This is a genomic window from Saccharibacillus sp. CPCC 101409 (assembly GCF_030518235.1).
Classification (GTDB): domain Bacteria; phylum Bacillota; class Bacilli; order Paenibacillales; family Paenibacillaceae; genus Saccharibacillus.
Map to the genome: position 1 here is coordinate 163510 of NZ_JAULSA010000008.1, position 23545 is coordinate 187054.

Annotated in this window: 15 protein-coding genes; 10 read left to right on the forward strand and 5 right to left on the reverse strand. The window is 59.3% G+C overall.

The features are described from left to right. Positions 1-59: 59 nt before the first annotated feature. Positions 60-929 carry an endonuclease/exonuclease/phosphatase family protein gene (locus QWJ34_RS17670; protein ID WP_302729843.1) on the forward strand — a complete coding sequence of 290 codons (870 nt, stop codon included), beginning with the start codon at positions 60-62 and terminating at the stop codon, positions 927-929. Between the two features lie 422 nt (positions 930-1351). Here QWJ34_RS17670 and QWJ34_RS17675 read toward each other — a convergent pair whose 3' ends face one another. From QWJ34_RS17675 to QWJ34_RS17685, 3 genes are all read right to left on the reverse strand, one after another. Next, the gene (locus QWJ34_RS17675) at positions 1352-1789 is read right to left on the reverse strand and encodes a GNAT family N-acetyltransferase (RefSeq protein WP_302729845.1); all 438 of its coding nucleotides are present in this window, start codon (positions 1787-1789) and stop codon (positions 1352-1354) included. Between the two features lie 472 nt (positions 1790-2261). After that, on the reverse strand, positions 2262-5693 hold the full coding sequence (locus tag QWJ34_RS17680; protein WP_302729847.1) for a DEAD/DEAH box helicase: 3432 nt from the start codon (positions 5691-5693) through the stop codon (positions 2262-2264). Further along, on the reverse strand, positions 5690-7504 hold the full coding sequence (locus QWJ34_RS17685) for a hypothetical protein (protein WP_302729849.1): 1815 nt from the start codon (positions 7502-7504) through the stop codon (positions 5690-5692). Before QWJ34_RS17685 ends, QWJ34_RS17680 begins: the two co-directional genes overlap by 4 nt. A gap of 187 nt (positions 7505-7691) precedes the next feature. Here QWJ34_RS17685 and QWJ34_RS17690 point away from each other — a divergent pair, with 187 nt between their 5' ends. The 7 genes from QWJ34_RS17690 to QWJ34_RS17720 all read left to right on the forward strand — a co-directional run bounded on the left by QWJ34_RS17690 (position 7692) and on the right by QWJ34_RS17720 (position 18768). Then, positions 7692-9083, forward strand: coding sequence for an AAA family ATPase (locus QWJ34_RS17690; protein ID WP_302729851.1), 1392 nt, complete (start codon positions 7692-7694; stop codon positions 9081-9083). A gap of 100 nt (positions 9084-9183) precedes the next feature. Next, positions 9184-9603 (forward strand): hypothetical protein, encoded by a 420-nt coding sequence (locus tag QWJ34_RS17695; protein WP_302729852.1) that lies wholly within the window; start codon positions 9184-9186, stop codon positions 9601-9603. A gap of 66 nt (positions 9604-9669) precedes the next feature. Further along, positions 9670-13008 carry a DEAD/DEAH box helicase gene (locus QWJ34_RS17700; RefSeq protein WP_302729854.1) on the forward strand — a complete coding sequence of 1113 codons (3339 nt, stop codon included), beginning with the start codon at positions 9670-9672 and terminating at the stop codon, positions 13006-13008. A 315-nt stretch (positions 13009-13323) separates the two neighbouring features. After that, entirely contained in the window at positions 13324-13998 is a 675-nt protein-coding gene (locus tag QWJ34_RS17705; protein WP_302729855.1) for a GntR family transcriptional regulator, read from the forward strand. Positions 13999-14025: 27 nt separating this feature from the next. Continuing rightward, entirely contained in the window at positions 14026-15477 is a 1452-nt protein-coding gene (gene brnQ, locus QWJ34_RS17710) for a branched-chain amino acid transport system II carrier protein (protein WP_302729856.1), read from the forward strand. A gap of 182 nt (positions 15478-15659) precedes the next feature. Next, the gene (locus QWJ34_RS17715; RefSeq protein WP_302729858.1) at positions 15660-16274 is read left to right on the forward strand and encodes a TetR/AcrR family transcriptional regulator; all 615 of its coding nucleotides are present in this window, start codon (positions 15660-15662) and stop codon (positions 16272-16274) included. A 46-nt stretch (positions 16275-16320) separates the two neighbouring features. Continuing rightward, positions 16321-18768 (forward strand): MMPL family transporter, encoded by a 2448-nt coding sequence (locus QWJ34_RS17720; RefSeq protein WP_302729860.1) that lies wholly within the window; start codon positions 16321-16323, stop codon positions 18766-18768. A 485-nt stretch (positions 18769-19253) separates the two neighbouring features. Here the strand turns inward: QWJ34_RS17720 and map are convergent, their stop codons facing one another. Beyond that, positions 19254-20000: a type I methionyl aminopeptidase gene (gene map / locus QWJ34_RS17725; RefSeq protein WP_302729862.1), complete on the reverse strand. Its 747-nt coding sequence runs from the start codon at positions 19998-20000 to the stop codon at positions 19254-19256. A 177-nt stretch (positions 20001-20177) separates the two neighbouring features. After that, a complete protein-coding gene (locus QWJ34_RS17730) occupies positions 20178-21185 on the reverse strand; it encodes an alpha/beta fold hydrolase (protein WP_302729864.1) in 1008 nt (335 codons plus the stop codon). Positions 21186-21327: 142 nt separating this feature from the next. Between QWJ34_RS17730 and QWJ34_RS17735 the strand changes: the two genes are divergently transcribed. Continuing rightward, a complete protein-coding gene (locus QWJ34_RS17735; RefSeq protein WP_302729866.1) occupies positions 21328-22281 on the forward strand; it encodes a LysR family transcriptional regulator in 954 nt (317 codons plus the stop codon). Beyond that, entirely contained in the window at positions 22278-23534 is a 1257-nt protein-coding gene (locus QWJ34_RS17740) for a TerD family protein (RefSeq protein WP_302729868.1), read from the forward strand. Before QWJ34_RS17735 ends, QWJ34_RS17740 begins: the two co-directional genes overlap by 4 nt. The last annotated feature ends 11 nt before the right edge of the window (positions 23535-23545 follow it).

Sequence of the window (23545 nt, forward strand, 5' to 3'; positions counted from 1 at the left end):
TATGGTACACTTGTAGAGTTGAACGGACCGCGGAAAATTTGAAAACGCAGGTGATAACGATGAAATTGATGACGCTGAACGCTCACGCGTGGCATGAAGAAAACCAATTGGAGAAAATAGCGCAGCTCGCCGCTTTTATCGGAGAACGGGACTTCGACGTCGTCGCGATGCAGGAGATCAACCAGCCGATCGACGGAGCGCCGGCGCCGGAAGCGGCGTTGGAGCGGTATTTCGAAGCGGAGCAGGGTTTAACGATTCGCGAAGGACACTATATGCTGGCGCTGCTTGAGCAGTTGGATACGCCGTATTACTGGACCTGGATTCCGACGCACGCCACATTCAAGATTTACGACGAAGGACTGGCCGTGCTGAGCAAACGCCCGATCACGGAAGCGTTCTGCGACTACGTATCGGCGCTGCGGGAGTACGAAAACCACAAAACGCGCCGGATTCTCGCGGTGAAGACGTCGGCCGGCGCACAAACGTCAGGCGGGAGCGGGGAAAGAATCGAAGACAGCGAAGGCAGGCCGTTCTGGCTGGTCGACGGGCATTACGGCTGGTGGCACGACGAAGTCGAGCCGTTTCGCGGCCAGTGGGACCGGACGGAAGAACTGCTGGCGCCGCTGAGAAAAAGCGGGGAACCGCTGTTCCTGCTCGGCGACCTGAACAACGTGGCGCAGATCCGCGGCGAAGGCTACGACTATATCCTGGAGCACGGCTGGTGCGATCTGTACACGGCCGCGGCCGAGAAAGACGAAGGCTCGACCGTGCTCAAAGCGATCGCCGGCTGGTCGGACAACGAACGCCCGCTGCGCATCGACTATATCCTGTCGAGCGATCCCGTCGCGGCGAAGAAATCCGAAGTGATTCTGGACGGGAAGAACGGAGCGGTCGTGTCGGACCACTTCGGGGTGGCGGCGGAGATTTAAGCGAGGCGGAGCAGGACGGGCGAAGCTGTGAGAGCTTTCGCGGAGCAGTTTCCGGTTTCGGCTGTTTGTAACAGGCGGGGACGCGACGAACGGCGTGGCGGTCGGGCTGCATCCAGGGAAGAAGTCCGCCGTTCGGCCTGTAAGGCGAACGCGGATGCCGGGCCTTCCGGGGGGTTATTTAAGCGGCGCTTCATGTCGAGAATCCGGCTTCGCGCAATAAACGCTTGAGTCCGGTCGCAGTCCGGCCGTATAAATCGAAAAAGCCTCTGCCGCGAAGAAGATTCTTCGCTCGGCAGAGGCTTTTTTTGATGAAGAGCGGCCGGCTGGTTTGCGGCGTGAGTTCGGTAGAGTTCGGCTGCCCAATTCCACCGACGAGTTCAGCCGCAGGTCGGCCGAGTCCGCCTAGAGAGAAGTCTGTTCGCTCAGGATTTCGGACGGCTCGGGCGATACATGCCGATCGAAGCCGGGGCCGTTTCGATAAAGCCGAAATGCCGGTACAGCTCGTTGGCCGGCACGTCGGCGATCAGGCTGACGAACGAGCCGGGCGGCACCCGCTCGTCCAGATAGTGTTCGATCTCCTCCATCACGCGGCGGCCGAGCCCTTTGCGGTGCAAGGACGGATGGATGGCGATATCGGAGACGATGTACGAACAGCCTCCGTCGCCGATCACGCGGCCCATGCCGACGAGCCGGCCGTCCTCGCCACGCAGCGTAATCGAGAACAGCGAATTGGGCAGCCCGGCTCGCGCCGCTTCGAGCGTGCGGGCGCTCATGCCCGCAGCGACGCGCAGTTCCATATATTCTTCCGGCTGCGGGATTTCGTGGGCGAGGACGATATTGTTCGTGTTCGACGGTTCCATAACGGGTCTCCTTGAGCGCCAGGCGCTGGATTGATGGGTGTGCGGTAAAACCGGAATCAGGCGAAAACAAAAGCGAATATAAGCACACGTATCCGCATAAACATCGGCAGCCGCTGAATATGTTGACGAAAGGGCCGCACTTTTGACGAAAAACGGCGATATAAAAGAAAATATTGACGCTAAAGCATTATTTTCGCCGATTAAGGTCCGAATTCAGTCCTTTTTGAAGAAAATGTGTTCAAAGCGTCAACATTTTGCCAAACGCAGCGCTTTTTGAAGAAAAATGTGCGCAGGACGTCAACATTCTGCGGAGCACAGCGTTTTTCGCTGCAAATCGGGCGCGGAAAATCAGTATTTTGACGGCCGCAGAGTTGTTCGACGGAGCAGGCGCCGACCCGCGCGCCGGAAAGCGGCGGGGAAAACGCGCGCTCCGTCGAAAACCTGGAATCTTTTTTCTCGCAGGCCGCGCGGATCAGCCCTGACGCAGCGTGAACAGATCGCGCAGCGCGCTGTCGGACAGCTCGGTGATCCAGCCTTCGGAGCCGGCGATCACGCTGTCGCTGAGCTGCTGTTTGCTTTCCAACATATCGTCGATCCGCTCTTCCAGCGTGCCGATCGAGATGAATTTATGCACCTGGACGTCTTTGGTCTGGCCCATCCGGTACGCCCGGTCGGTCGCCTGGTTCTCGACGGCCGGGTTCCACCAGCGGTCCACGTGGAAGACGTGGTTGGCCGCGGTCAGGTTGAGGCCGACGCCGCCGGCTTTGAGCGACAGGATGAATACGGCCGTCGTTTCGTTCGCCGGCTGTTCCTGCGCCTGGAACTGCTCGATCATGCGCTCGCGCGCCGTGCGCGGCGTACTCCCGTTCAGGTACAGCACATTCTCGCCGAGTTCTTCGGAGAGGACGCGCTGCATCATTTCGCCCATGCCGATATACTGCGTGAAGATCAGGCAGCGCTCGCCTTCGGCGCGCAGCTCTTTGACCATCGCGACCAGCCGCGACAGCTTGGCGGACTGCTCGATCAGCGTATCGAGATCCGGCGCTTCGTCCGGCTCGGCGGCCGACGATTCGCCCGCGGTCAGCGCCGGATGGTCGCACAGCCGCTTGAGCTGGGTGAGCGCGGACAGGATCGCGCCTTTGCGCTTCATGCCTTCGAGCTGCGGCATTTCTTTGAGCAGCTGCTTGGTGACCTGCTCGTACAGCACGCTCTGTTCCGGCGTGAGATGGATATAGGTCTTCATCTCGTTTTTCTCCGGCAGATCGAGCTGGATATTCGGGTCTTTCTTTTTGCGGCGCAGCATAAACGGCTTGACCAACTTTTGCAGCTCGCCGATCTTGTCTTCGTCCTGTTCTTTCTCGATCGGGTTCGCGAACCGGTCCTGGAACGACTTGGGCCCGCCCAGATAGCCGGGCACCATGAAGTCGTAGATCGACCACAGCTCGGACAGCCGGTTCTCGATCGGCGTGCCGGTCAGGGCGATCTTGTGCAGCGCGCGGAAGCTGCGGATCGCCGTGGACTGCTTGGTCTGCGCGTTCTTGATCGTCTGCGCTTCGTCGAGGCAGATGGTCAGCCAGTCGAAGCCGCGCAGCAGCTCCTGGTCGAGCGCAGCCGTGGCGTACGACGTCAGGATCACGTCGGCTTCGGACGCTTCCGCCGCGAACGCGTCTCCGCCTCGGCGGCCGCTGCCGTAGTGCAGCAGCACGCGCAGCGACGGCGCGAAGCGGGCGATTTCTTTTTGCCAGTTGCCGAGCAGCGAGGTCGGGCAGATAATCAGCGAAGCTTCCAGCGGGAACGAACCCGCGCGTATAATGCCGTCGTCGGGCGGCAGCCAGCCGGAGCGCTGCGCGCCGGAGGAGCCGCGCCCGCCGCGGTGCGCGGCCGGGTAGGCGGGCAGATCGCCCGCGGCGCGGCGGCCGGAAGTTCCCGCGCCCGGCTGCGCGGCGGAGCGCAGATGGGCCGGGTCGCTTCCCGGACGCGAAGCCGGAAAGGCATGGGCCGGTTCGCCGGCGGCGCGGGCGAACCCGGAGTGCGCCGGGCCGGACGGGTTCGCGTCCGGCTCCGCGGCTTCCTGCGCGCGGGAAGCTCCTGCGCGCGGCGCGGTTGAGGAGCGGAGCGCGCCGTCGTCCGCGCGCGGAGCGCCGCCGCGCAGCGGCCGGCCGGCCGCTGCGGACTCGGCGCGGCTGTCCTTGACATGCAGCAGATACGCGATCAGCTGCACGGTCTTGCCGAGGCCCATATCGTCGGCCAGACAGGCGCCCAGCCCCAGGCGGCGAAGGAACGCCAGCCAGCCGAAGCCTTCGCGCTGGTAGCCCCGCAGCTGCGCGCGGAGTCCGACCGGCACGTCGATCGCCGGCCAGGATTCTTTCTGGCCGAGCTGGTCGATCAGCGCCGACAAATGGCCGCTGAGCTGGACTTCGAGCTCCAGCCGCGCGTTCGCTTCGGCGCGGGCGCGTTCTTCCGCTTCGCCGCTTTCTTCTTCTTTCTTCAGCAGATGAAGCTGGAGAATATCCTGGAACGACAGGCCGGCTTTCTTGTCCAGCCCGTTCATCGCCCGGCTGATCTGCGTCAGCAGGGCGGGATCGAGCGCGACCCATTCGCCGCGGAACTGCACCAGCCGCTCGTTCTTCGCGGCCAGTTCCAGGTATTCCTCCTCGCTGAATTCGGCGTCGCCGATCGCGATGCGCCAGTCGAAGTTCAGCACGGAATCGAGGCCGAATATGGAGCGGCCGCTTTTCTTCTCCTCGCCGCCTTCTTCCTTGACCCGCGCCTTGAGCTTCGGCTTCTTCTTGCTGGCCGCCTGCCACCAGGCCGGCAGCAGCACCCGCCAGCCGTTATCCAGCAGCCGCGGGCTGTCCTTCGTCAGGAACTGCCAGGCGTCCGGCCCGCTCATGCCGCGGGCCAGAATATCCGGTCCCGCCGCCACGCGCGGCGTCGGCAGCCCGGTGCGCAGACTCTTGAGCCATTCCGCGCCGCGCTCGCGCACATGCTTGTCCCAGGCCGCCGGCCAATTCCCGGCGGCCTCGCCGACGTCCGACAGCGTAATCGAGGCGAGCGAAGCCTCGTCTTTCTTGTCCTGGAGAGCCAGTTCCAGCCTCCAGGATTCGTTGTCCTCGTCCGGTTCCAGGAAGCGGACGACCGGACGGAACGGCGCGGCGTCTTCGCGCCAGCCGACCGCGACGAGCCAGGCGTCCTCGTCGAGCCCGGCCGCCGACGCCCCGCGGTCGAACAGCCGCGGATACTCGCGGCGCAGGTCCAGCGCGCTCTGCTCACTGCCGTAGCGCCGCCGGAACACGGCCGCCGAATAGGCCGCGCGCACGCCGGCCAGAAACGTTTCCTCCGCTTCGGCTTCTTCTTCGCCCTGCGCGCCGCCGAACAGCGCTTCCTCGTAAGCTTCCTCGTCGCTGGGTTTCTCCCGGCCGCTTCCCGCCGCGGCCGGCGCCGGAACAGCGCGAATCCTACCGCGGTCGAGCGCTGCCAGCACCGGAGCGTGCGCGCGCTCTTTCAGCGCGTGCCGGTCCCATTTCCACTGCAAACGCCCCGCGCGGTACGCGCCGAAGTCCGGCCTGTAAGCCCGCTTGTCGATGCTCGCCGCAAGCGCCGGCGCGGTGCGCGCCAGCAGCTCCGCGTCGCCTTCGAAGTTCCACTCGATATGTTCGAGCAGCGGCCGGTCCGCGAAGAACGACAGCACCATTTCCGCGGGCAGCAGCACAAGCTCCATCCTGCCGGAGTTCTGGATTTCCAGTTCCGTGCCGTAGAAAGATTCTTCGTGCCGGGCAAACAGCAGATGCTTGAAGTACAGCGCCGGCATCGACCCGTACGAGGTCTTCGTTCCGTAAAGCAGGGCGTCTCCGTATTCGCTCAGCACGGCATGCACCGTAACGGTTTCCATCACTGCGTTCATAGCATCAGCTTTCCTTTCTTCATTTCTTCCTGGAGCGCGCGCAGCCGTCCGTACCGGGCGTTGAACGACTCCATAAATGTATCCCAGCGCTCCGTGCGCTTCATTTTCTTATACAGCTTGTCCAGTCTTTTCAGCAGCCGCACCGCCGCTTTGTATCCGTCGCGGTTGCGCTGCTCGACCAGCCGCTCGACCGCCTGGTGATAGAACGGCAGCAGCAGCTCGGGCGCGTTTTTCTCGATCGGCGCAAGATCGGTCACTTTGAAATGCGCCGGCTCCGCGCCGGCGGAAAGCTGGTAGTCCATCCACTCGTTCCACAGTCCCCGTTCCAGCAGTTTGTTCAAGTAGAGGGAGGAAGCGTGCGGCAGCATATCCTGCAGCGCGGCCCACATCCGGGATTCGGCGTCCGGTACGCGCGCAAGCGCTTCGTCCCAGAAATGCCCGTAGTCTTCCAGCCCGGCGCGGGCGCGCTCCAGCAGCGGACCGAACGCTTCGAGCCAGTCCGCCAGCCGCTCCCATTCGCCGGAAGCGGCAAGCGGGGAGAAGAAGTCGGGCAGCTTTTTCGGCGAAAAATAAGGCAGCTCGGCCGCCTGCTTCAGCAGGCTGCGCGCCTGTTCGTCCCGGCCCAGCCGGAATTGGCTCCAGGCGTTCGCGCCGAGCCAGGCCCGGCGGTCCAGCGAGCGTCCGAGCTCGCGTTCCTCGTCCATCAGGTACTGAAGTTCGGACTCGTAGACTTCGGCGCGTTCTTCGGCCGCTTCGCCCTGATCCGCCGCTGTACCGGCGCCTGCCGGTTCCGGCGAATCGGCGCCGAAGCGCTCATCCCCGCCTGCGTTTTCCATCCCGTGCTTCCCGGGGCTTTCCGGCGCGGCCCAGCGGGTGAGCAGCAGATAGTACGCATTCGCAAAAGCGTCCTGCTCGCGGCTTTCGGTCAGCATCCGGCGGCGCAGGAAGCGCAGCGTTTCCGATAACCGCTCCCGTACCTGCCGATTGTGCCGCTCCGGCAGCGGAGCCGCGAACAGCCGCCCGATCGCCGCCGATATCTCGGACACGGCGAGATGCGCGTAGTAGCCGGGCGAGGAGGCGAGGCCGGTTCCCGCCGGCGCGACCATTGCGCTTAGCACGAACAGATGCGCGTTCAGCCGATACAGCCGCTCGATGCCGGGCGGCAGCTGCGGCATTCCTTCGAAGATCCGCTCCAGCGTCAGCTCCGCGAATTTCGGATTGCGCGTCCGTCCGGCCAGCGAAGACGCGGCCCGCTCGAACCCCTTATGCCAGGCGGAGATGCCGGAAGACGCGATAATCGCCGCTTTTTCGGGCGGAGGTTCTGGCTGCCGCGAATCTTCCGATGTCCGCTCCGTTTGCGCCGAATCGCCGCGGGTTTCCGCGTCTTCGACGACGCGATTTTGCGGCGAGCTGTCCTGTTCTGCGCCGGACGGTCCGGAGCCGTCTTCCTCGATTTCCGCTTTTAAAGTTCGCGCCGCGATCGTTCTGGCATTGGACAGCGCCGCGGCGGAGCGGCCCGCAAGTCCGGCCAGCTTCATCAGCGCCGCCGCCTGATGACGGCACGGCTTGCGGTCCGCGCAGTCGCAGCTTCCGCCGGCAGGGGCATCGAGCGCCAGCTCCACCCGGCAGATGCCGTCGCCTTCCTTGACCTCCGCTTCCAGCCGGCGATCCCCGGACAACGACAGCTGCAGAACACTTCCCATGCGCTCGTACTGGAATCCTCTTTTTAACGTAAGGTCTTCATAGGCTTCCGCAACGTTCCGCACGAGCGTATTCCATTGTTCGTCGGTGAATGCCGTAATTCCGTTCATGCGGTTATCGTCTCCCGTTCATTTTCCGTGATGGGCTGCAATTTCAGTGTCCGCCTATTATAGCACGCCCGGGCGAACGTCTGTACCCAGTATGCTATTTTATGAAGCTATCTTTTCGTCCTTCAAAAGATATAATAAAGGTGATAAGTCATTGTACAACAAGCCCAATCATGGGAGGCGGAATTTAGTGGTGCAAATCGAATTTGAAAACCTAGGCCCGATCATCCAAGGTCATATTTCGAGTAATAATCTAATGGTATTCTGTGGGGAAAACAACGCGGGAAAAACGTATGCAAGTTATGTTTTATACAGTTTGTTTGAGGAACGATTTCGAACTAATATAAATTATTTCGATAAAAATGAATTGAAAAATCAAGGAGCTCTAGAAGTAGATCTTGAAGGTTTTTTTAAACGATATGAAGAAGAGCAGAAAGCATGGGTCGAAGAAATAACACGATCGCTCCCTGATCTTTTTAGCGCAGGAATAAACGAATTTTCACTTGCGAAAATAAACTTCCATACAGATATTGAAGAAATAAAAAATAAAATTTTTGCGGCGCCTTTTAATCATCGAATCACTTGGGATGAAAAAATAGCTTCGACAATGCGAAAACCGTTCAATAGTTTTAAGATAGAAATCAAATTAAGCCTGAGCTCGGAGGAACTGGATGATGGCGAGTTCTCTTATCTTGTGAATTCCGGAATGAAAAAGATTTTGGATAATCTGATATTTCAAGCTTTTTACAGCGAAGCTTTTTTACTTCCGGCCGAACGGGCAGGATTAAATTTGTTTTACAAAGAATTAAACGCATCCCGTAATGAGCTTTTGCGCAAATTCAGATCTGAGACTATGGGTAATGAATCTTCGATTGTTGAATTAAAAAAAGAAATTAGCGTCTATGCAAAACCAATTTCAGATTATCTTACTTTTTTGAATCGCTTATCTGTTTATTCAAGGCAAGAAGCAGGTCCTTTTTCGGATTTAGCTGTGGGAATCCAGGAATCCATACTAAAAGGGAAATATAATCTGGACGACAGCGGTATCCAGTATGTATCTGGTTCCACAGAAGAAGGCGAAGTAAAGCCATTTAAAATCGGCCTTCATACTTCATCTTCAACGGCCAAGACACTATTTGGACTCGTCTTCTATCTCACCTATATGGCAAGACAAGGCGCCACCCTAATCATCGACGAACCCGAACTCAACCTCCATCCCGACAACCAGCGCAAGCTTGCAAGAATTCTGGCGGAAGCGACCAATCGGGGACTACGGGTGATTCTGTCCACGCACAGCGATTACATCGTCAAAGAATTCAATAATTTGATTATGCTTTCCGGCGATTTTGAGAATCGTGAAGCGATCATGGAGAAATTCGGTTATAAACAGGAGCAAATCATTGATCTCCATCACGTTTCGGCCTATATGTTTGCGGACGGTACAATAAGCCAAATGGAAGTTAACCGGACAGAAGGCATCATCGCGGAAACTTTTAACGAAGTCATCAATCAGTATAATGCTTCGAACGACGAAATTTATTATGCAATTATGGAGAACGGCCATGATGAAGAGTCTGATTGAAGTGTTGGAAGAAGTCATTGATCCCGTTTATAAAATAACCCCTACAGGCGCTCTGATCATCTCCGAGGAAAATACGTGAGCGCAGGGGCGGGAGGTCAAATTGCGCAAGACCGGGAAGATTTATGCATTATCGTTAGACAACAGACCCAAGGATCCGTACCCGTTCTTTCAAGATCGCGAAGGCCTGAAATCTAAAAACGATGCGATCGTATTTAGTAAGCAAGATCAGCTGCTGTATGTTTTTTTGATCGAACTGAAGTCGGGTAATCCGGCAGATGGAATACCGCAGCTGAAGTCCGCGGCTCATTTCGTCGATTATATTTTGGCGGTTATCCGCTTAAGATATCCGGGCGTGAATGTAAATGTCGAGAAGCGTGGCATCGTTTTTCATACACGACAAAATGTACAAAAAAGGGCTGACCGGAGCAGTAAAGCCAGTTATATGACCAACGATGTAGTTCCAATAACATTTGCCGGCTGCAACCAGGAATATACGTTGGAGTATTTTGTGGATAAATAAGCGAGGATTTTCTCGGCAAGTTCAAATATCCGGAACCGTTTGCAGTCCGGGGAGAAAGGTGAATACATGCTATTTTCTCTTGAAGACATCAAATATCTGTGCGGTGAAAGTTTCTATAAACGCGGACGGACCTATTACACCGCAGGCGACGTAACGGGTCTGGAGGAGACCGACGGCGGAGACTGGAAGGCTCGCGTGGAGGGAGGTCGAACTTACAAAGTACGGATCGGTTTCCGCAAAGACGGAACGATCGAGAGCCGCTGTTCCTGCCCCGCTTACGACATGTACGGCCCGTGCAAACATATCGCGGCGGTGTTGATTGCCGTTCACGAAAAGCAGTCGTCCTCGGTCGAAGTCCGGCACTTGTCCGATTCGGCTCGCGCGGCTGTTTCTTCAAATTCTTCAAAGCCGGAGCCTGAGACGGAAGAAGGAGCGGCGGCCAGGAAGCGCAGGAACGACGAGTCCCGGATGGACAAGATGCTCGCGCTGTTCGCCGAAAGCAAAGCTTCGAAAAAACGTTCCGATCCGGCGAAAGCAAACGGGAACGGCGAAGACGATGCGCCGGGGACGCGTTTGCAGCTTCAGTTTGTGTTCAAAACGAAGCGTATCCGCAAAGGCTACATATTCAGCGTCGAGCTTAAAACCGGAATCAAAAGACTGTACGTCGTGCAGAAAATCCGGCAGTTTCTGGATTGCGCCGAGCATGGCGAAAGTCTGTATTTTACCAGCCACTTTACGTTTAACCCCCTCGAACAGGAAATGAACGAGGCCGAAGCGGAACTGCTGCGCATTCTATACGAGCTCAAAGAAAGCGAGATCCTCTATAAAGAAGCGGAAGGCGGTTATTACTACGAAAGCGCGGACGGCCGCGATCTGCTTGTGACGCCGCCGCTCTGGCAGCGGATTCTTCCGCTGCTGGGCAGAGTCGACGCGGTCATGGAGCGTTTCGGAAAAGCGCCGGACACTCTCGAAACGGCTGCAGAACGTCTTCCGTTTCGAGCCTGCATCGGCGCGAGTTCGGGCGGGGCGTACCGGTTGGAGATATCCGGTCTGGCGGACCTGGAGTTCTTGCCCCGTTACGGTTGCGCGCTGGAAGGAGGACGCGTGTATTCCGTTGAACCGGCGGAAATTCGGCTGTTTGAAGGTCTGCGCGAGCAGTTGAACGCCGACGGGAAGCCGGGCGATCGTATCGATATTCCGCACGAGCATATGCAGCGATTCGCCCGGGATATCCTGCCGAAACTGGACGGGCTGGGCGAAGTGGAGATCGAAGACGAAGTCTGGGGAAGGATCGTGAAGCCGAGTTTGCGCGCGGAACTTTATCTGGATTATACGGACGACTGCTTAAACATGAAATTCCGGTTCAATTATGGAGAAATCCGTTTCAATCCGCTGGAAGATCATCCGGCGGTCCCGAAAGATACCATCCTGATTCGCGAAACGGAATCGGAGCGCCGCCTGCTGGATCTGATCGATCCCGCTTATCTGCACCGGGAGAAGGAAGGCTGGACGACCCGGACGGAAAATGGGCTCTATCTGGCTTTGCACCGGACCGCCGCCGAGGCCGAGCGTCAAGGCGTCGATCTGTACTGGTCGCCTTCCGCGCGGCTGCTTGTCCGTGAACGCCGCGAAACTCCGGCAATCGCCGCCGAATTGAGTTCGGGACTCGACTGGCTCGAAGTTTCTTTCGAAGCGGATGAGATGGACGAAGCGGACAAAGCGCTGATCCTGCAAGCTATCGTATTGAAAAAGAAATTTACGCGGTTGCGCGGAGGCGCGTTCGTTTCGCTCGAAGAAGAACGTTTCGGCGAACTGCGGAATCTGGTCGGCGAGCTTGGAGCCGGAAGCGGAGAGATCGAGAACGGTTCGCTGCGCATGCCGGCTGTTCGTTCCCTGCTGCTTCCGCCCGGATCGCGATCGTCCAAGACCGCCAAATGGGGCAGGGAACTGCGGCGCTTTCTGGGACGGCTCAGAGATCCGGAGAGCGCGGAAGCCGTTCTTCCGGCGCGTCTTGGTCCAGTGCTGCGCGAGTATCAGACGACGGGATTCCAGTGGATGAAGACTCTGTCCGATTTCCGCTTTGGAGGTATTCTCGCGGACGATATGGGACTCGGCAAGACCCTGCAGAGCATCGCTTACATCTGCTCCGAGCTGGAAGAAAGGCAGCGGACGGACGAGGCGCGCTCTTCCGCGCGATTGCCCGTTCTTATCGTGTGCCCGGCTTCGCTTTCGCTGAACTGGGCGGCCGAATTCGCCAAATTCGCGCCCTGGGTCGAGGTGCTGGTCGCCGCCGGACCGAAAGGGGAGCGCGAAGCGCTGCTCGATAGAGCGAATGAAGCCGACGTCGTGGTGACTTCGTACCCGCTGCTGCGGCGCGACGCCGCGAAATACGCGGAGACGACGTTCCACGCGCTGATTCTGGACGAAGCGCAGATGATCAAGAACGCGGCTTCGCAGACGGCGAAAGCCGTAAACTCTATTAAGGCGGATCGCCGCTTCGCGCTGACCGGCACGCCGGTCGAGAATTCGCTGGAAGATCTGTGGTCGATCTTCAACGCGGTGTCCGCGCAGCTGTTCGGCAGCCGCCGGTCGTTTCTCGATCTGCCGCATGAGCGGATCGCCGCGTTAAGCGCTCCTTTTATTATGCGAAGACTGAAAAAGGAAGTACTCCGCGAACTGCCGGACCGGATCGACGCGGTTCGAAGATCCGAGCTGGAACCGGCGCAGAAGAAGTTGTACCTCGCCCATTTGTCCGCGCTTCGGGAAGAAACGGAGCAGGATCTCGAAACGGAAGGATTTCAGAAAAGCCGCATGAAGATTCTGGCTGGTATCACCCGTCTGCGTCAGCTGTGCTGCCATCCGGGCTTATTCGTCGAGAATTACCGGGGAAGCTCGGGCAAGCTGGAACAACTGCTTGAAGTGCTGGAAGAGTGCCGTGAATCGGGGCGTCGGGTACTCGTCTTCTCGCAGTTTGCCTCCATGCTGGAGATGATCCGCGAGGAACTGAGGCGCTCCGGTCGCGTTCCGTTCTATCTGGACGGTTCCACGCCTTCGGGCGAACGCGTGGAACTATGCGAACGCTTCAACGCCGGGGAAGCGGATATCTTTCTGATTTCGCTGAAAGCCGGTGGAACCGGCCTCAATCTTACCGGCGCCGATACCGTCGTTCTGTACGATCTTTGGTGGAATCCCGCCGTCGAAGAACAAGCGATAGGCCGGGCGCACCGCATGGGCCAGCGCAGCGTGGTTCAGGTGATTCGGCTGGTCGCCGAGGGCACGATCGAGGAGAAGATGCTCGAACTTCAGCAGCATAAGCGGGAGCTGATCGCGGATGTGATCGACTCCGGTTCCGGGAAGCAAGGCGGATTATCCGAAGGAGACATCCGGGAACTGCTCAGGTTGTAAGTTTTCTATAGAACGGCCGCGTTTCGTGCGCAGCACGCTTTTCAGGCAGCTTTGTTTTCGAAGCTGTCTTTTTTCGTGTGAATTGGATGTTGAGGAAACGTTTTCGGGATCGCAAACCGGTACCTCGTCAGAGCCCAGTTGATAGGAATCTCCATGATTTCGCCTAAATAATTCGTATGCAATATATTGCATGACGAAGTATCGGGCGATATAATGGACAAATCCTGTCATGAAGATGTTAGCTATAAACGGCCGTAAACCGGTTATAAACCCGCTCTGCACAGGCTGTGAAACCAATAAATAAAGGAGGGCGTCATGCCGATTCCCGCAGGTTTTTCCACACCGCACCGCTTGTCCGCCAAGCAGCGCGCCTTCCAGCAGCTCCAGGAATGGATTATCGACGGCACGCTCCGACCGGGAGAGAAATTGAACGACGGAGAGCTGGCCGGCGCGCTCGGCGTCAGCCGCACTCCGGTGCGCGAAGCGCTCCAACTGCTGAACGTCGAAGGCTTCGTCGAGATGAATCCCGGCGTCTCCACGCAGGTGACGGAGATCGACGGCGCGGACATCGTCAAGATTCTGCCGCCGCTGGCGGCTTTGCAGGCGCTCGCCGCGGAGATTGCGGCCGCGCGCATATCGTCCGGGCAGATCGAAGCGCTGCGCCGGCTCAACCTCGAATTCGGCGAAGCGCTGGACAAAGGCGATTATCCGTACGCGCTCAAGCTGGACGAAGAATTTCACGGAGCGGTTATCGAGCTGACGGACAACTCGTATATCGCCAGCACCGTTTCCATGTTCCAGGCGCATGTGCGCCGGCTGTTTTTCTACAACTCGATCGTGCTGACCCGCGATTCCGCGGACGACCACGAACGCATCCTGAACGCGTTCGAACGCCGCGACGGCGCAGAAGCCGCGCGGATCGTCCGAAGCAACTGGCTGCGCTCGATCGATCTTTATTACGCAAACGCCCGTCATACACAAGCCCCTTAGGGCTTTACGGTTGGAGGACCTGTCATTATGCAGAAAAAAGTTTCGGCTTCTTTTATTATCATCCTCGGCTCCATGCTGTTCGCGCTTTTCTTCGGGGCGGGCAACCTGATCTTTCCGCCGATGCTCGGCCAACTGGCCGGCGAGAACGTCTGGTCCGCCAATGCGGGCTTCCTGATTACCGGGGTCGGCCTGCCTCTGGTCGCCGTCGCCGCGTTCGTCTACTCGGGCAAAAGCGATCTGCAATCGCTGGCTAGCCGCGTGCATCCGCTGTTCGGCCTTGTGTTTACGGTCGTGCTGTATCTGGCGATCGGTCCGTTCTTCGCCATGCCGCGCACAGGCAGCGTTTCGTTCGAGATCGGCGTCAAGCCGCTGCTGCCGGAAAGCGGTTCGCACCACCTGGCGCTGGCGATCTTTACGATTCTGTTCTTCGGCCTGGCCTGTGTGCTGTCGCTGAATCCGTCGCGGATTATCGACGTGATCGGCCGGGTGCTGACCCCGATCAAGCTGACGTTTATCGGCGTGCTGGTCGTGACGGCGCTGGTTTATCCGATCGCGAAGTTCCAGGCGCCCGACGCAAGCTATGCTTCGCACGCTTTTTTCAAAGGATTCCAGGAAGGTTATCTGACGCTGGACGCGCTGGCGGCGACGATCTTCGGCATCATTATCGTCAATGCGCTCAAAGACCGGGGCGTGACCGCGCGCGGCGAGCTGATGAGCATCTGCGCCAGAGCGATCGCGGTCGCGGCCGTGCTGCTTGCCGTTATCTACTCGTCGCTGTCCTATATGGGCGCCGCGAGCGTGGGCAAGCTGGGCGTGCTGGGCAACGGGGCCGACGTGCTGGCGAAAGTCTCGGCGTATTACTTCGGGCCTTACGGTTCGGTTCTGCTGGGGCTGATGATTACGGTGGCCTGCATGACGACGAGCGTAGGGTTGATTACGTCGTGCGCGGCGTATTTTCACGGATTGTTCCCCAAGCTGTCGTATAAAAAGATCGCCGTGATCCTGGCCGCGTTCAGCGCGCTCGTCGCCAACGTGGGCCTGAACGGACTGATCCGATTCTCCGCGCCGGTGCTGATGATGCTGTATCCGCTGGCGATCGCGCTGGTGATTCTGACGTTCCTGCACCCGCTGTTCAAAGGAAATCCGGGCGTGTACCGCGGCGCTCTGCTGCTTACCTTTATCGTCAGCTTGTTCGACGGGCTTAAAGCGGGCGGGATCGAGATCGCGGCGGCGGAAAACGTGTTTTCGAGCATTCTGCCGCTGTACGGCGTCGGTCTGGGCTGGCTGGTTCCGGCCGTGATCGGCGGATTGGCGGGGCTGCTGCTCGGTAAACCGGCCGTGGATGAAACGCCTTCGCTCGAAGAAGTTTCCGCGCCGCAGACGCTGCACGCGGATCGCGCCCTGCCGCTCGCTCGCGTCAAAGAAACGCAAACCGTCCGCGCCGCGGCTCCCGCCGCCAAACGCGACAAAGGCGTATAAAAGAAAATCTTTTAATGAGTCGGGATCGGCTGCATGGCGGCCGCCCGGCTTTTTTGCGTTTTCTGCGGTTGTTTATCCGACGATAAAAATTCCCTTTGAGCAAAGTTGCACATTGGGCAATGAAAGTGATATATTGAATTCGATCTATTTGTACGCGCGAAAGAAACGGGGTGATCGCAGGGATGGCGAAACAAAGCCTGCGCGATATGAAGAAAGAAGAAACCTGGCACGTGCTGGCCGAAACGTCGTTCGAGCTGGCGGCCGGGAAAGGGCTGGACGGTTTCACGATCGAAGATGTGGTGCAGCGCGCGCATTATTCCAGACGCACCTTCGCCAACCATTTTTCCTGCAAAGAAGAAGCGGTGGCGATGGCGGTGCTGTCGATCGGCGGCGAGCAGGAAGATGTGCTGAGCAAAGTGGAAGTGGACGGGGATACGAAGCCGGTCGAAGCGCTCCGGAATTGGATGCGGCTTCAGTTCACGACCGATCTGCTGCGCAAACTTCGGAAGCTGGTCGGGATGTCCAAAGAACATCCGACGCTGGAGCCGTACGTGCTGATCGTGCTCCAACGGCTTCAACAGGCGGCGCAGCAGGAACTCGACCGCTCCTACGGCGGGCAGTATCCGACCGGCTATACGCATCTGCTGGCGGGCGCGGTGTTCGGAGCGGTGCTGCCCGTGATCGAAGGCGTGCTGAACGTGCAGATTCCGGGCGATCCGGCCGGAGAAGACGCGGACGGCATGACTTTCGACGAGTATCTGGAATTTACGTTCGACTATCTCAAAAACGGATTCTGATCGCAAAGATCGGACGAACCCCATCAGGGAAAGGGCGAGAAAAGAAATGTCTAAATTTTTGTATCGGCTGGGGAAAACGGCTTACGCCAAACCCTGGTATTTTATCTGCGGCTGGATCGTGATCCTGGGCGTGGTGATCGCCATGCTGGGCGTCAACGGCGTCAATGTCAGTTCGGAAATGAAGCTTGAAGGCACCGAGTCGCAGCGGGTGCTGGACAAGCTGGCGGAAGTCCAGCCGGAAGCTTCGGGCGGACAGGGCAGCGTCGTGTTCAAAGCGCCGGACGGCGAGAGCTTGAACACGCCGGAGCGTCTGGCCGCAATTAAGGAAGCGGTCGACGACGTATACGGACTGGACCAGGTGCTGAACGCGGGCGAACTGGCCGAGCAGGCCGCCAAAGCGCAGGCCGAAGCGATGGCCCAGGCGCAGGCCGCTCAGGGCGCTGCCGGCACGGGCGACGGTTCGGCGGCGGCGGGATCGGCCGCTGGCGCCGACGCCGCGCAGCAGGGTCAAGCGCAGCCGGGAGCGGCCGGAGCCGGCGACGCTTCGGGCGCCGCCGCCGGGCAGACGGCCGTAGACCCGGCCGATCTGCCGCCGTACACGCAGCTGATGGTCGACGGAGCGCCGGTCATCGGCGTGACCATCGCGAGCGACGGCAGCGCGGCGCTGTTCCAGTTCCAGTTCACGGTGCAGCAGTCGGCCGTGACCGACGAAGTCAAGGAAGCGGTGATCGACACCGTCGATTCCGTGGCGAACGAGACGGGCATCCAGGCGCTGCCGAGCGAATCGCTGCTGCCGCTGGATATTCCGATCGGAACCAATGAAGTGTACGGCCTGGTTGTTGCGGCGATCGTGCTCGTCATGACGCTCGGCTCGGTCGTGGCCGCGGGCCTGCCGCTGATCGTTGCGCTGTTCGGCGTGGGCATCGGGGTCGGAGGCGCTTACGCGCTGTCGTCTTATCTGAGCATGAGCTCCATCACGCCGGTCCTGGCGCTGATGGTCGGCCTTGCGGTCGGCATCGACTACGCGCTGTTTATTATCAACCGCCAGCGCCGCCTGATCTTCGATCAGGGGCTCGGCGCGAAGGAAGCCGCCAGCCGTTCGATCGGCACGGCGGGCAGCGCGGTCTTTTTTGCCGGCCTGACGGTTATTATCGCGCTGTGCGGTCTGCTGGTTATCGGCATCACGTTCCTCAGCACGATGGCGCTGGTCGCTTCGGCGACGGTGCTGCTTAACGTGCTGATCGCGCTGACGCTGCTGCCGGCGCTGCTCGGCCTGATCGGCGAACGTATCTGCTCGCGCAAAGCGAGAGAGAAGAACGCCGCCAATATCGCCAAGCGCGCGCAGAAGCAGGCCAAAGCCCGCTGGATTCACGGTGTCATCAAGTTCCGTTGGCCGGTTATCGTGCTGATCGTCGCGGTGCTCGGCGTCGCCGCGATTCCGGCGCTCAAGATGGACCTGGCGATTCCGTCCGCGGCTTCGGCCGATCTGGACACCGCCAAGCGCCAGAGCTACGACGCAATCTCCGACAGCTTCGGCGAAGGCTTCAACGGCACGCTGCTGATCGTGGCCGAATCCGCGAACGGCGAAGACGTGACGCCGCAGACGCTCGGCGCGCTCACCCAGGGCATCCAGCAGGTCGACAACGTCTCCGTCGTATCGCCGCTCGGCATCAGCGAGAACGGCAAGATGGCGCTGTTCAGCGTCATTCCGAAGACCGGTCCGAACGCCGAAGAAACCCGCGATCTGGTGACGACGCTGCGCGATAACGACGCCGCGCTTGCGGCCGATAACGGCGTGACGCTCGGCGTCACCGGCATGACCGCGGTCAATATCGATATGTCGGCCAAGCTGGCCGAAGTATTCCCGCTGTATATCGCGATCATCGTCGTATTGTCGCTGATTATTCTGCTGCTGGTGTTCCGTTCCATCGTCGTGCCGATCAAAGCGACGGTCGGCTTCCTGCTCAGCATCCTGGCAACCTTCGGCATCACGACGGCCGTGTTCCAGTGGGGCTGGCTGCACGACCTGTTCGCGTTCGACACCGCCGGGCCGGTCCTGAGCTTTATGCCGATCATGGTCACGGGCATCCTGTACGGCCTGGCGATGGACTACCAGGTGTTCCTCGTCTCGTCGATGCGCGAGTCTTACGTCCACGGACACCGCGGCACGGAGAGCGTGATCCACGGTTACGGACAGGCCAGCCGCGTCGTGCTCGCCGCCGCCGTGATCATGGTCGGCGTGTTCGCCGGCTTCATCTTCGCGCACGATATCATGATCAAGCAGATCGGCTTCGCGCTGGCGATCGGTATCCTGATCGACGCGTTCGTGATCCGCATGACGCTCGTTCCGGCCGTGATGTCACTGTTCGGCGACAAAGCCTGGGCGCTGCCGAAGTGGCTCGACCGCATCCTGCCGAACCTCGACGTCGAAGGCGACAAGCTGCTGGAAGAGCTGAAAGCGCAGGAAGCGGCGGAAGCTGCGCAGGGGCGTTAATAGACTTTTCGGACAAAGATTGGATAGGCAAAAGTACCCGGCACAAATACCTGTGCCGGGTACTCAAGCTGTCGAGAAAGCCGGGTATTGTTCCAAACGGAAAATAGCGGCACAGGTACACTTATTTGGGGCGAAATCCTTCGATTTCTCCAAATAGCGACGCAGGTGCAGCTATTCGGGTTCCAAAGGCCGAATCGAAGCGCAAAAGCTTGAAATAGATGTATGAGTGCAGTTATTTGCTCGAAAACGTAAGAGAAAGCCGGAATAAGGGCCTATACGCAGCTATTTGGATTCTTCTTGCCGCTGGCTTTATTTCTCCAGCCCTTTCCCGACCTTTCCTTCCAATCGAACCCGCCTAAATTAGGTTTACATCCAATCGTTTCTCGACAATCCGAGTACCCGGCACAATCACCTGTGCCGGGTACTTTTTTTGTGGAGACAAGAGGGGTGGAGCCAGCCATGCGCGCCGACTCCTGTATTTCCATTCACTGCGCCGTCAAGATCTGCGGACCGTCCGCTGTAATGGCGATCGTATGCTCGTACTGGGCGGCGAGTCTGCCGTCCAGCGTCCGGGCGGTCCAGCCGTCGGGATCGATGATCATCTCGTAAGTGCCTTCCGTAATCATCGGCTCCACGGTAAGCACCATGCCTTCTTTGAGGCGGACGCCTTTGCCCGGCTTGCCCACGTGCATATAAGTCGGCGGCTCGTGCAGGTTCCGCCCGATGCCGTGGGCGAGCAGGTCGCGCACCACGCCGAAGCCGTTCGATTCCGCGTGCTGCTGAACCGCGTTCGTCACGTCGCCCAGCCGATTGTCGGGGCGGGCCTGCCGGATGCCGAGATCGAGGCATTCCTTCGTGACGCGCATCAGCTTCTCGGCCGTCGGCGAGATCTGCCCGACCGCGTAACTCCAGGCCGAATCGCCGAGCCAGCCGTCCAGTTCCGCGACCGTGTCGATCGTCACGATATCGCCTGCTTCAAGCGGCTTGTCGCTGGGAAACCCGTGCGCGATCACGTCGTTAACGGATGCGCAGGTCGCGTAGCGATAACCCCGGTATCCTTTTTGAAAAGGCTTCGCGCCGTGCTTTTGCATCACTTCTTCGAAGATGCGTTCGAGATCGTTCGTCGTAATTCCCGGCTCGATCAGCGGAGCGATGGTGCGATGGCATTCGGCGACCACCTGGCAGGCTTTGCGAATCGCTTCGATTTCGTGTTTGCTTTTTAGAATGATCATATGCGGTTCAGGACTCCTTTGGGATAGCTTGCATGGTTCGGATCCGCCGTCCGGCGCGTCTTCGCCCGGTAGAATACCGGTTGGCATAACGGCCGGCAGAAAAATAATAACGCAAGCTTCGAACAGATGCAAAAGCGTCGTTCTGCCGCGAACCGCTTCTACGTCCCTGCTTCCATCCTACTTCTCCAGCAGCGCCTTCAACCGCCCGTCGATAAACCGGTTGTCCGCCTCGTTAATTCCCCTCCCCGCAAAATGCCCCCAATCCGATACGATTGGAGCGACGACGGCGTTCGGCATCCGCGCCGCTTCGTACTCGTTGTCTTCCGCGCGGCAGAACAGGTCGGTGCTTCCCGGCATGAGGCAGGCGCGGGCCCGGATGCTGCCGAGCGCCCGATCGAAGTCTCCGTTGTATTCCGGGTTGTCGCCGATATCGGCATGCCGCCCCGTCCACAGCATCGCCAGCACATTATGCGGGTCCATATTCATGAAGCTGCTTTCCCATACGCCCGCGACGAACGATTCCAGCGACTCGAAGCCCATTGTCCGATACATCTCTTCCCGATAAAAAGCATGCGAAAAACCCCATCCCGCATACACCCGGCCGACGGCTCGCATATCCGCCGAAGCCAGTTCGTCCAGCCTGCCCGCGTCGAATCCGACGGCGGCGAGCAGCGCGGCCCGCAGGCTGTCCAGCACGACGGAAGTATGGGGCCAGGGTTTGGCGATTCCGCCGAAAGGCGCGATCCGCTCCACCCTGTCCGGGCAGCCGGCTCCCCAATGAAAAGCCTGAATGCCGCCCAGCGACCACCCGACAACGAGCGCAACTTTCTCGATGCCGAATTGTTCTTCTAACAGCCGACGCTGAAAGTTAACGTTGTCGTAGACGGTGATGTGCAGAAAACGGGACCGGTCGTACGGAGGAGGCGTGTTGCTCGGAGAGGAAGACAGGCCGTTGCCCAGCAGATTGGGGACGATAATGAAATACTTGTCCGGATCGAGCGCTTTTCCGGCACCGATCAGCCATTCGTTCTGCGTATGCCGGTCGCCGAAAGCCGTCGGGTAAACGATAACGTTGTTTTTTTGCGCGTTCAATGTGCCGTAAGTCTTGTAGGCGAGAAAAGCGCCCGGCAGCGTTTCTCCCGATTGCAGCCTGACCTCGCCCAGTTCGAAAGTTTCGTAATCCATGGCGTAATCGCTCCTTTCAACTCGAAACCGTCTGCAAGCCCGCGGCTTTGTGTGTTAGTATAGAGCCGTTAAAGATTCGTTAAAAGTGAATGGAATTCAATACTGTATTCAATAATATTGAAAGTCGAAAGGAGGATGCGGCATGGAGCTGCGCCAGTTGAATACCTTTCGCACGGTGGCTTACACCCTGAATTTCACGCGGGCCGCGGAAGCGCTGAACTACGTTCCTTCGAACGTCACCATGCAGATCAAAGCGCTGGAAGAAGAACTGGGCGTGCGCCTGTTCGACCGTCTGGGCAAACAGCTGCTGCTGACGGATGCCGGCCAACGCCTGCTGGTCCATGTCCGCGAGGTGTTCGACAAGCTGGACGAAGCCCGCAGCGACGTGCACAGCGGCGAAACGCTTGGCGGCACGCTAACCGTGAGCGCCAACGAAGTCGTTTGCGCCTACCGGCTGCCGGCCGTATTCCGGCGGTTTCGCTCGCGCCATCCCGGCGTTCGCCTGATCTTCCGTTCCGTGGCGAATCAGGAACTCAAGCAGGCGCTGTTCGACGGGGCGGCGGATATTGTCTATGTGCTGGACGAGCCTGTGCGTTCGGGGGTGCTCGGCGCGGAGCCGCTGGCGGAAGAACGCTTCCGTTTGTTCGCCGCCCCGGATCATCCGCTTGCCGGTCGTCCGAAGCTGCATGCGGAAGATTTCCGCGGGGAAGTCCTGCTGACGAATGAAAAAGGCTGTCCGTACCGGACGATGTTCGACCGTTCCTTCGAGCGGCAGGGCATCGACGATATGACGTATTTGGAGTTTCAGAGCGCGGAGGCGATCAAGCAGTGCGCCGTTTCGGGAATCGGCATCGCTTTCCTGCCGGAGATCGTGGCGCGGACGGAAGTCGAGCGCGGAGAACTGGAAGTCCTTGCGTACGCGCTGCCGGACCTGAACGTCCGCACGCAGATGCTGTGGCACAAAGGCAGATGGATTTCGCCCGTTATGCTATCGTTTATGGAAGCGGCGAGGGAGGTATTTGCCTGGCCGAACGAGGATGAGAACGTCGGGAACGGCATAAATTCGATCGAGAACGCGGGGAGGGCAAGCCTGTGAACCTGACCAAAGGGCAGAAAGCCGATCTGACGAAAAATCGCAATCTGACGGAGTTGAAGCTGGACATCGAATGGACGGCGGGCAATGCGGAAATGGAGATCGACGGCGCGGCGTTTCTGCTGTCGGAGCGCGGAGTATGCGAACAAGACGAAGACTTCGTATTCTACGGCCATCCGGCGCATGAAAGCGGAGCGGTCCGGCACGAAGGCAAGGAGGATGGACGGAGGGAACGGCTGACGCTGGTTCCCGCGAGCATTCCGCCGGAGGTTTCCAAGATCGCGCTGACGCTGACGATCTACGAAGGCGAGGAGAACGGACACTTTTTCCGCGACGTGTCGGAAATTTCGATCCGCTGCACGCATGGCGAGGGCGGCGAAGAGCTGCTGCGCTACGCATTCGGCGCGGATCTGGACCGGGAAACGGCGATCGTCGTCGCGGAAATCTACCGGCACAACGGCGAATGGAAATTCGCCGCGATCGGCAGCGGATACAACGGCGGCCTGGCTGCGCTGTGCGAAAGCTACGGGCTTGAAGTCGGGGACGGCGAAGAAGAGGCGGAGCCGTCCGGACATTCCGCTCCCGAACCGGAGGCGCCCGTTCAACCGCCGCAGCCGTCCGTTGTTCCCGATGCTTCGGCCGTGCGCGAACCGAAACCGGGTTCCGTCGATATCGCCAAGCCGGTCGCTTCGAAAGTCATGCTTGAGAAGATCGAGCTGAAGAAGCCGGGCAGCGTCTCGATCCGCAAATCCTCTTCGGCGCTGGCTTCGCTGGTGTGGGAGAATCCGCGCAAGGACCTCGATCTGTACTGCTTCTACGTTACCAAGGAAGGGCAGTGCGGCAAAGTCTATTACAAAGACCGGGGCTCAAGCCAAAAAGCGCCGTATATCGAACTCGACAAAGACGCGCGCGGAGCCGGCGAAGAGACCATCCGCATCTACCGCACCGACGAGCTGAAGTACGTCCTGTTCTGCGCCTACAGCGCGGTCTCCAACGGCTTCGGCAGCTTCAAAGGCATGAAAGCCCGCGCGGTCGTCGACAACGGCGAAGGCCAGAGCGTCGAGTCCTGGCTGCAAAAGAAAAACATTTTCTCGTACTGGGTCGCAATCGCGAAGATCGACTTTACCGGCGAAGACCGGATGGAGGTCAGCCAGGTCGAGAACTATTCGAAAGGCGGCGTCGAGAACTCCCCTCTGCTGTATGCGGACGGCAGCTTCAAAATGGATGTGGGGCCGATCGAGTTCAAAGGCCGATGAACGCGCCGCCA

Bases quoted from the DNA above. Each gene is read 5' to 3' on its own strand.
- brnQ (WP_302729856.1), top strand. From the start codon at position 14,026: ATGCAGAAAAAAGTTTCGGCTTCTTTTATTATCATCCTCGGCTCCATG.
- QWJ34_RS17735 (WP_302729866.1), top strand. From the start codon at position 21,328: ATGGAGCTGCGCCAGTTGAATACCTTTCGCACGGTGGCTTACACCCTG.
- QWJ34_RS17700 (WP_302729854.1), top strand. From the start codon at position 9,670: ATGCTATTTTCTCTTGAAGACATCAAATATCTGTGCGGTGAAAGTTTC.
- QWJ34_RS17705 (WP_302729855.1), top strand. From the start codon at position 13,324: ATGCCGATTCCCGCAGGTTTTTCCACACCGCACCGCTTGTCCGCCAAG.
- QWJ34_RS17730 (WP_302729864.1), bottom strand. From the start codon at position 21,185: ATGGATTACGAAACTTTCGAACTGGGCGAGGTCAGGCTGCAATCGGGA.
- map (WP_302729862.1), bottom strand. From the start codon at position 20,000: ATGATCATTCTAAAAAGCAAACACGAAATCGAAGCGATTCGCAAAGCC.
- QWJ34_RS17715 (WP_302729858.1), top strand. From the start codon at position 15,660: ATGGCGAAACAAAGCCTGCGCGATATGAAGAAAGAAGAAACCTGGCAC.
- QWJ34_RS17720 (WP_302729860.1), top strand. From the start codon at position 16,321: ATGTCTAAATTTTTGTATCGGCTGGGGAAAACGGCTTACGCCAAACCC.
- QWJ34_RS17670 (WP_302729843.1), top strand. From the start codon at position 60: ATGAAATTGATGACGCTGAACGCTCACGCGTGGCATGAAGAAAACCAA.
- QWJ34_RS17685 (WP_302729849.1), bottom strand. From the start codon at position 7,504: ATGAACGGAATTACGGCATTCACCGACGAACAATGGAATACGCTCGTG.
- QWJ34_RS17680 (WP_302729847.1), bottom strand. From the start codon at position 5,693: ATGAACGCAGTGATGGAAACCGTTACGGTGCATGCCGTGCTGAGCGAA.
- QWJ34_RS17675 (WP_302729845.1), bottom strand. From the start codon at position 1,789: ATGGAACCGTCGAACACGAACAATATCGTCCTCGCCCACGAAATCCCG.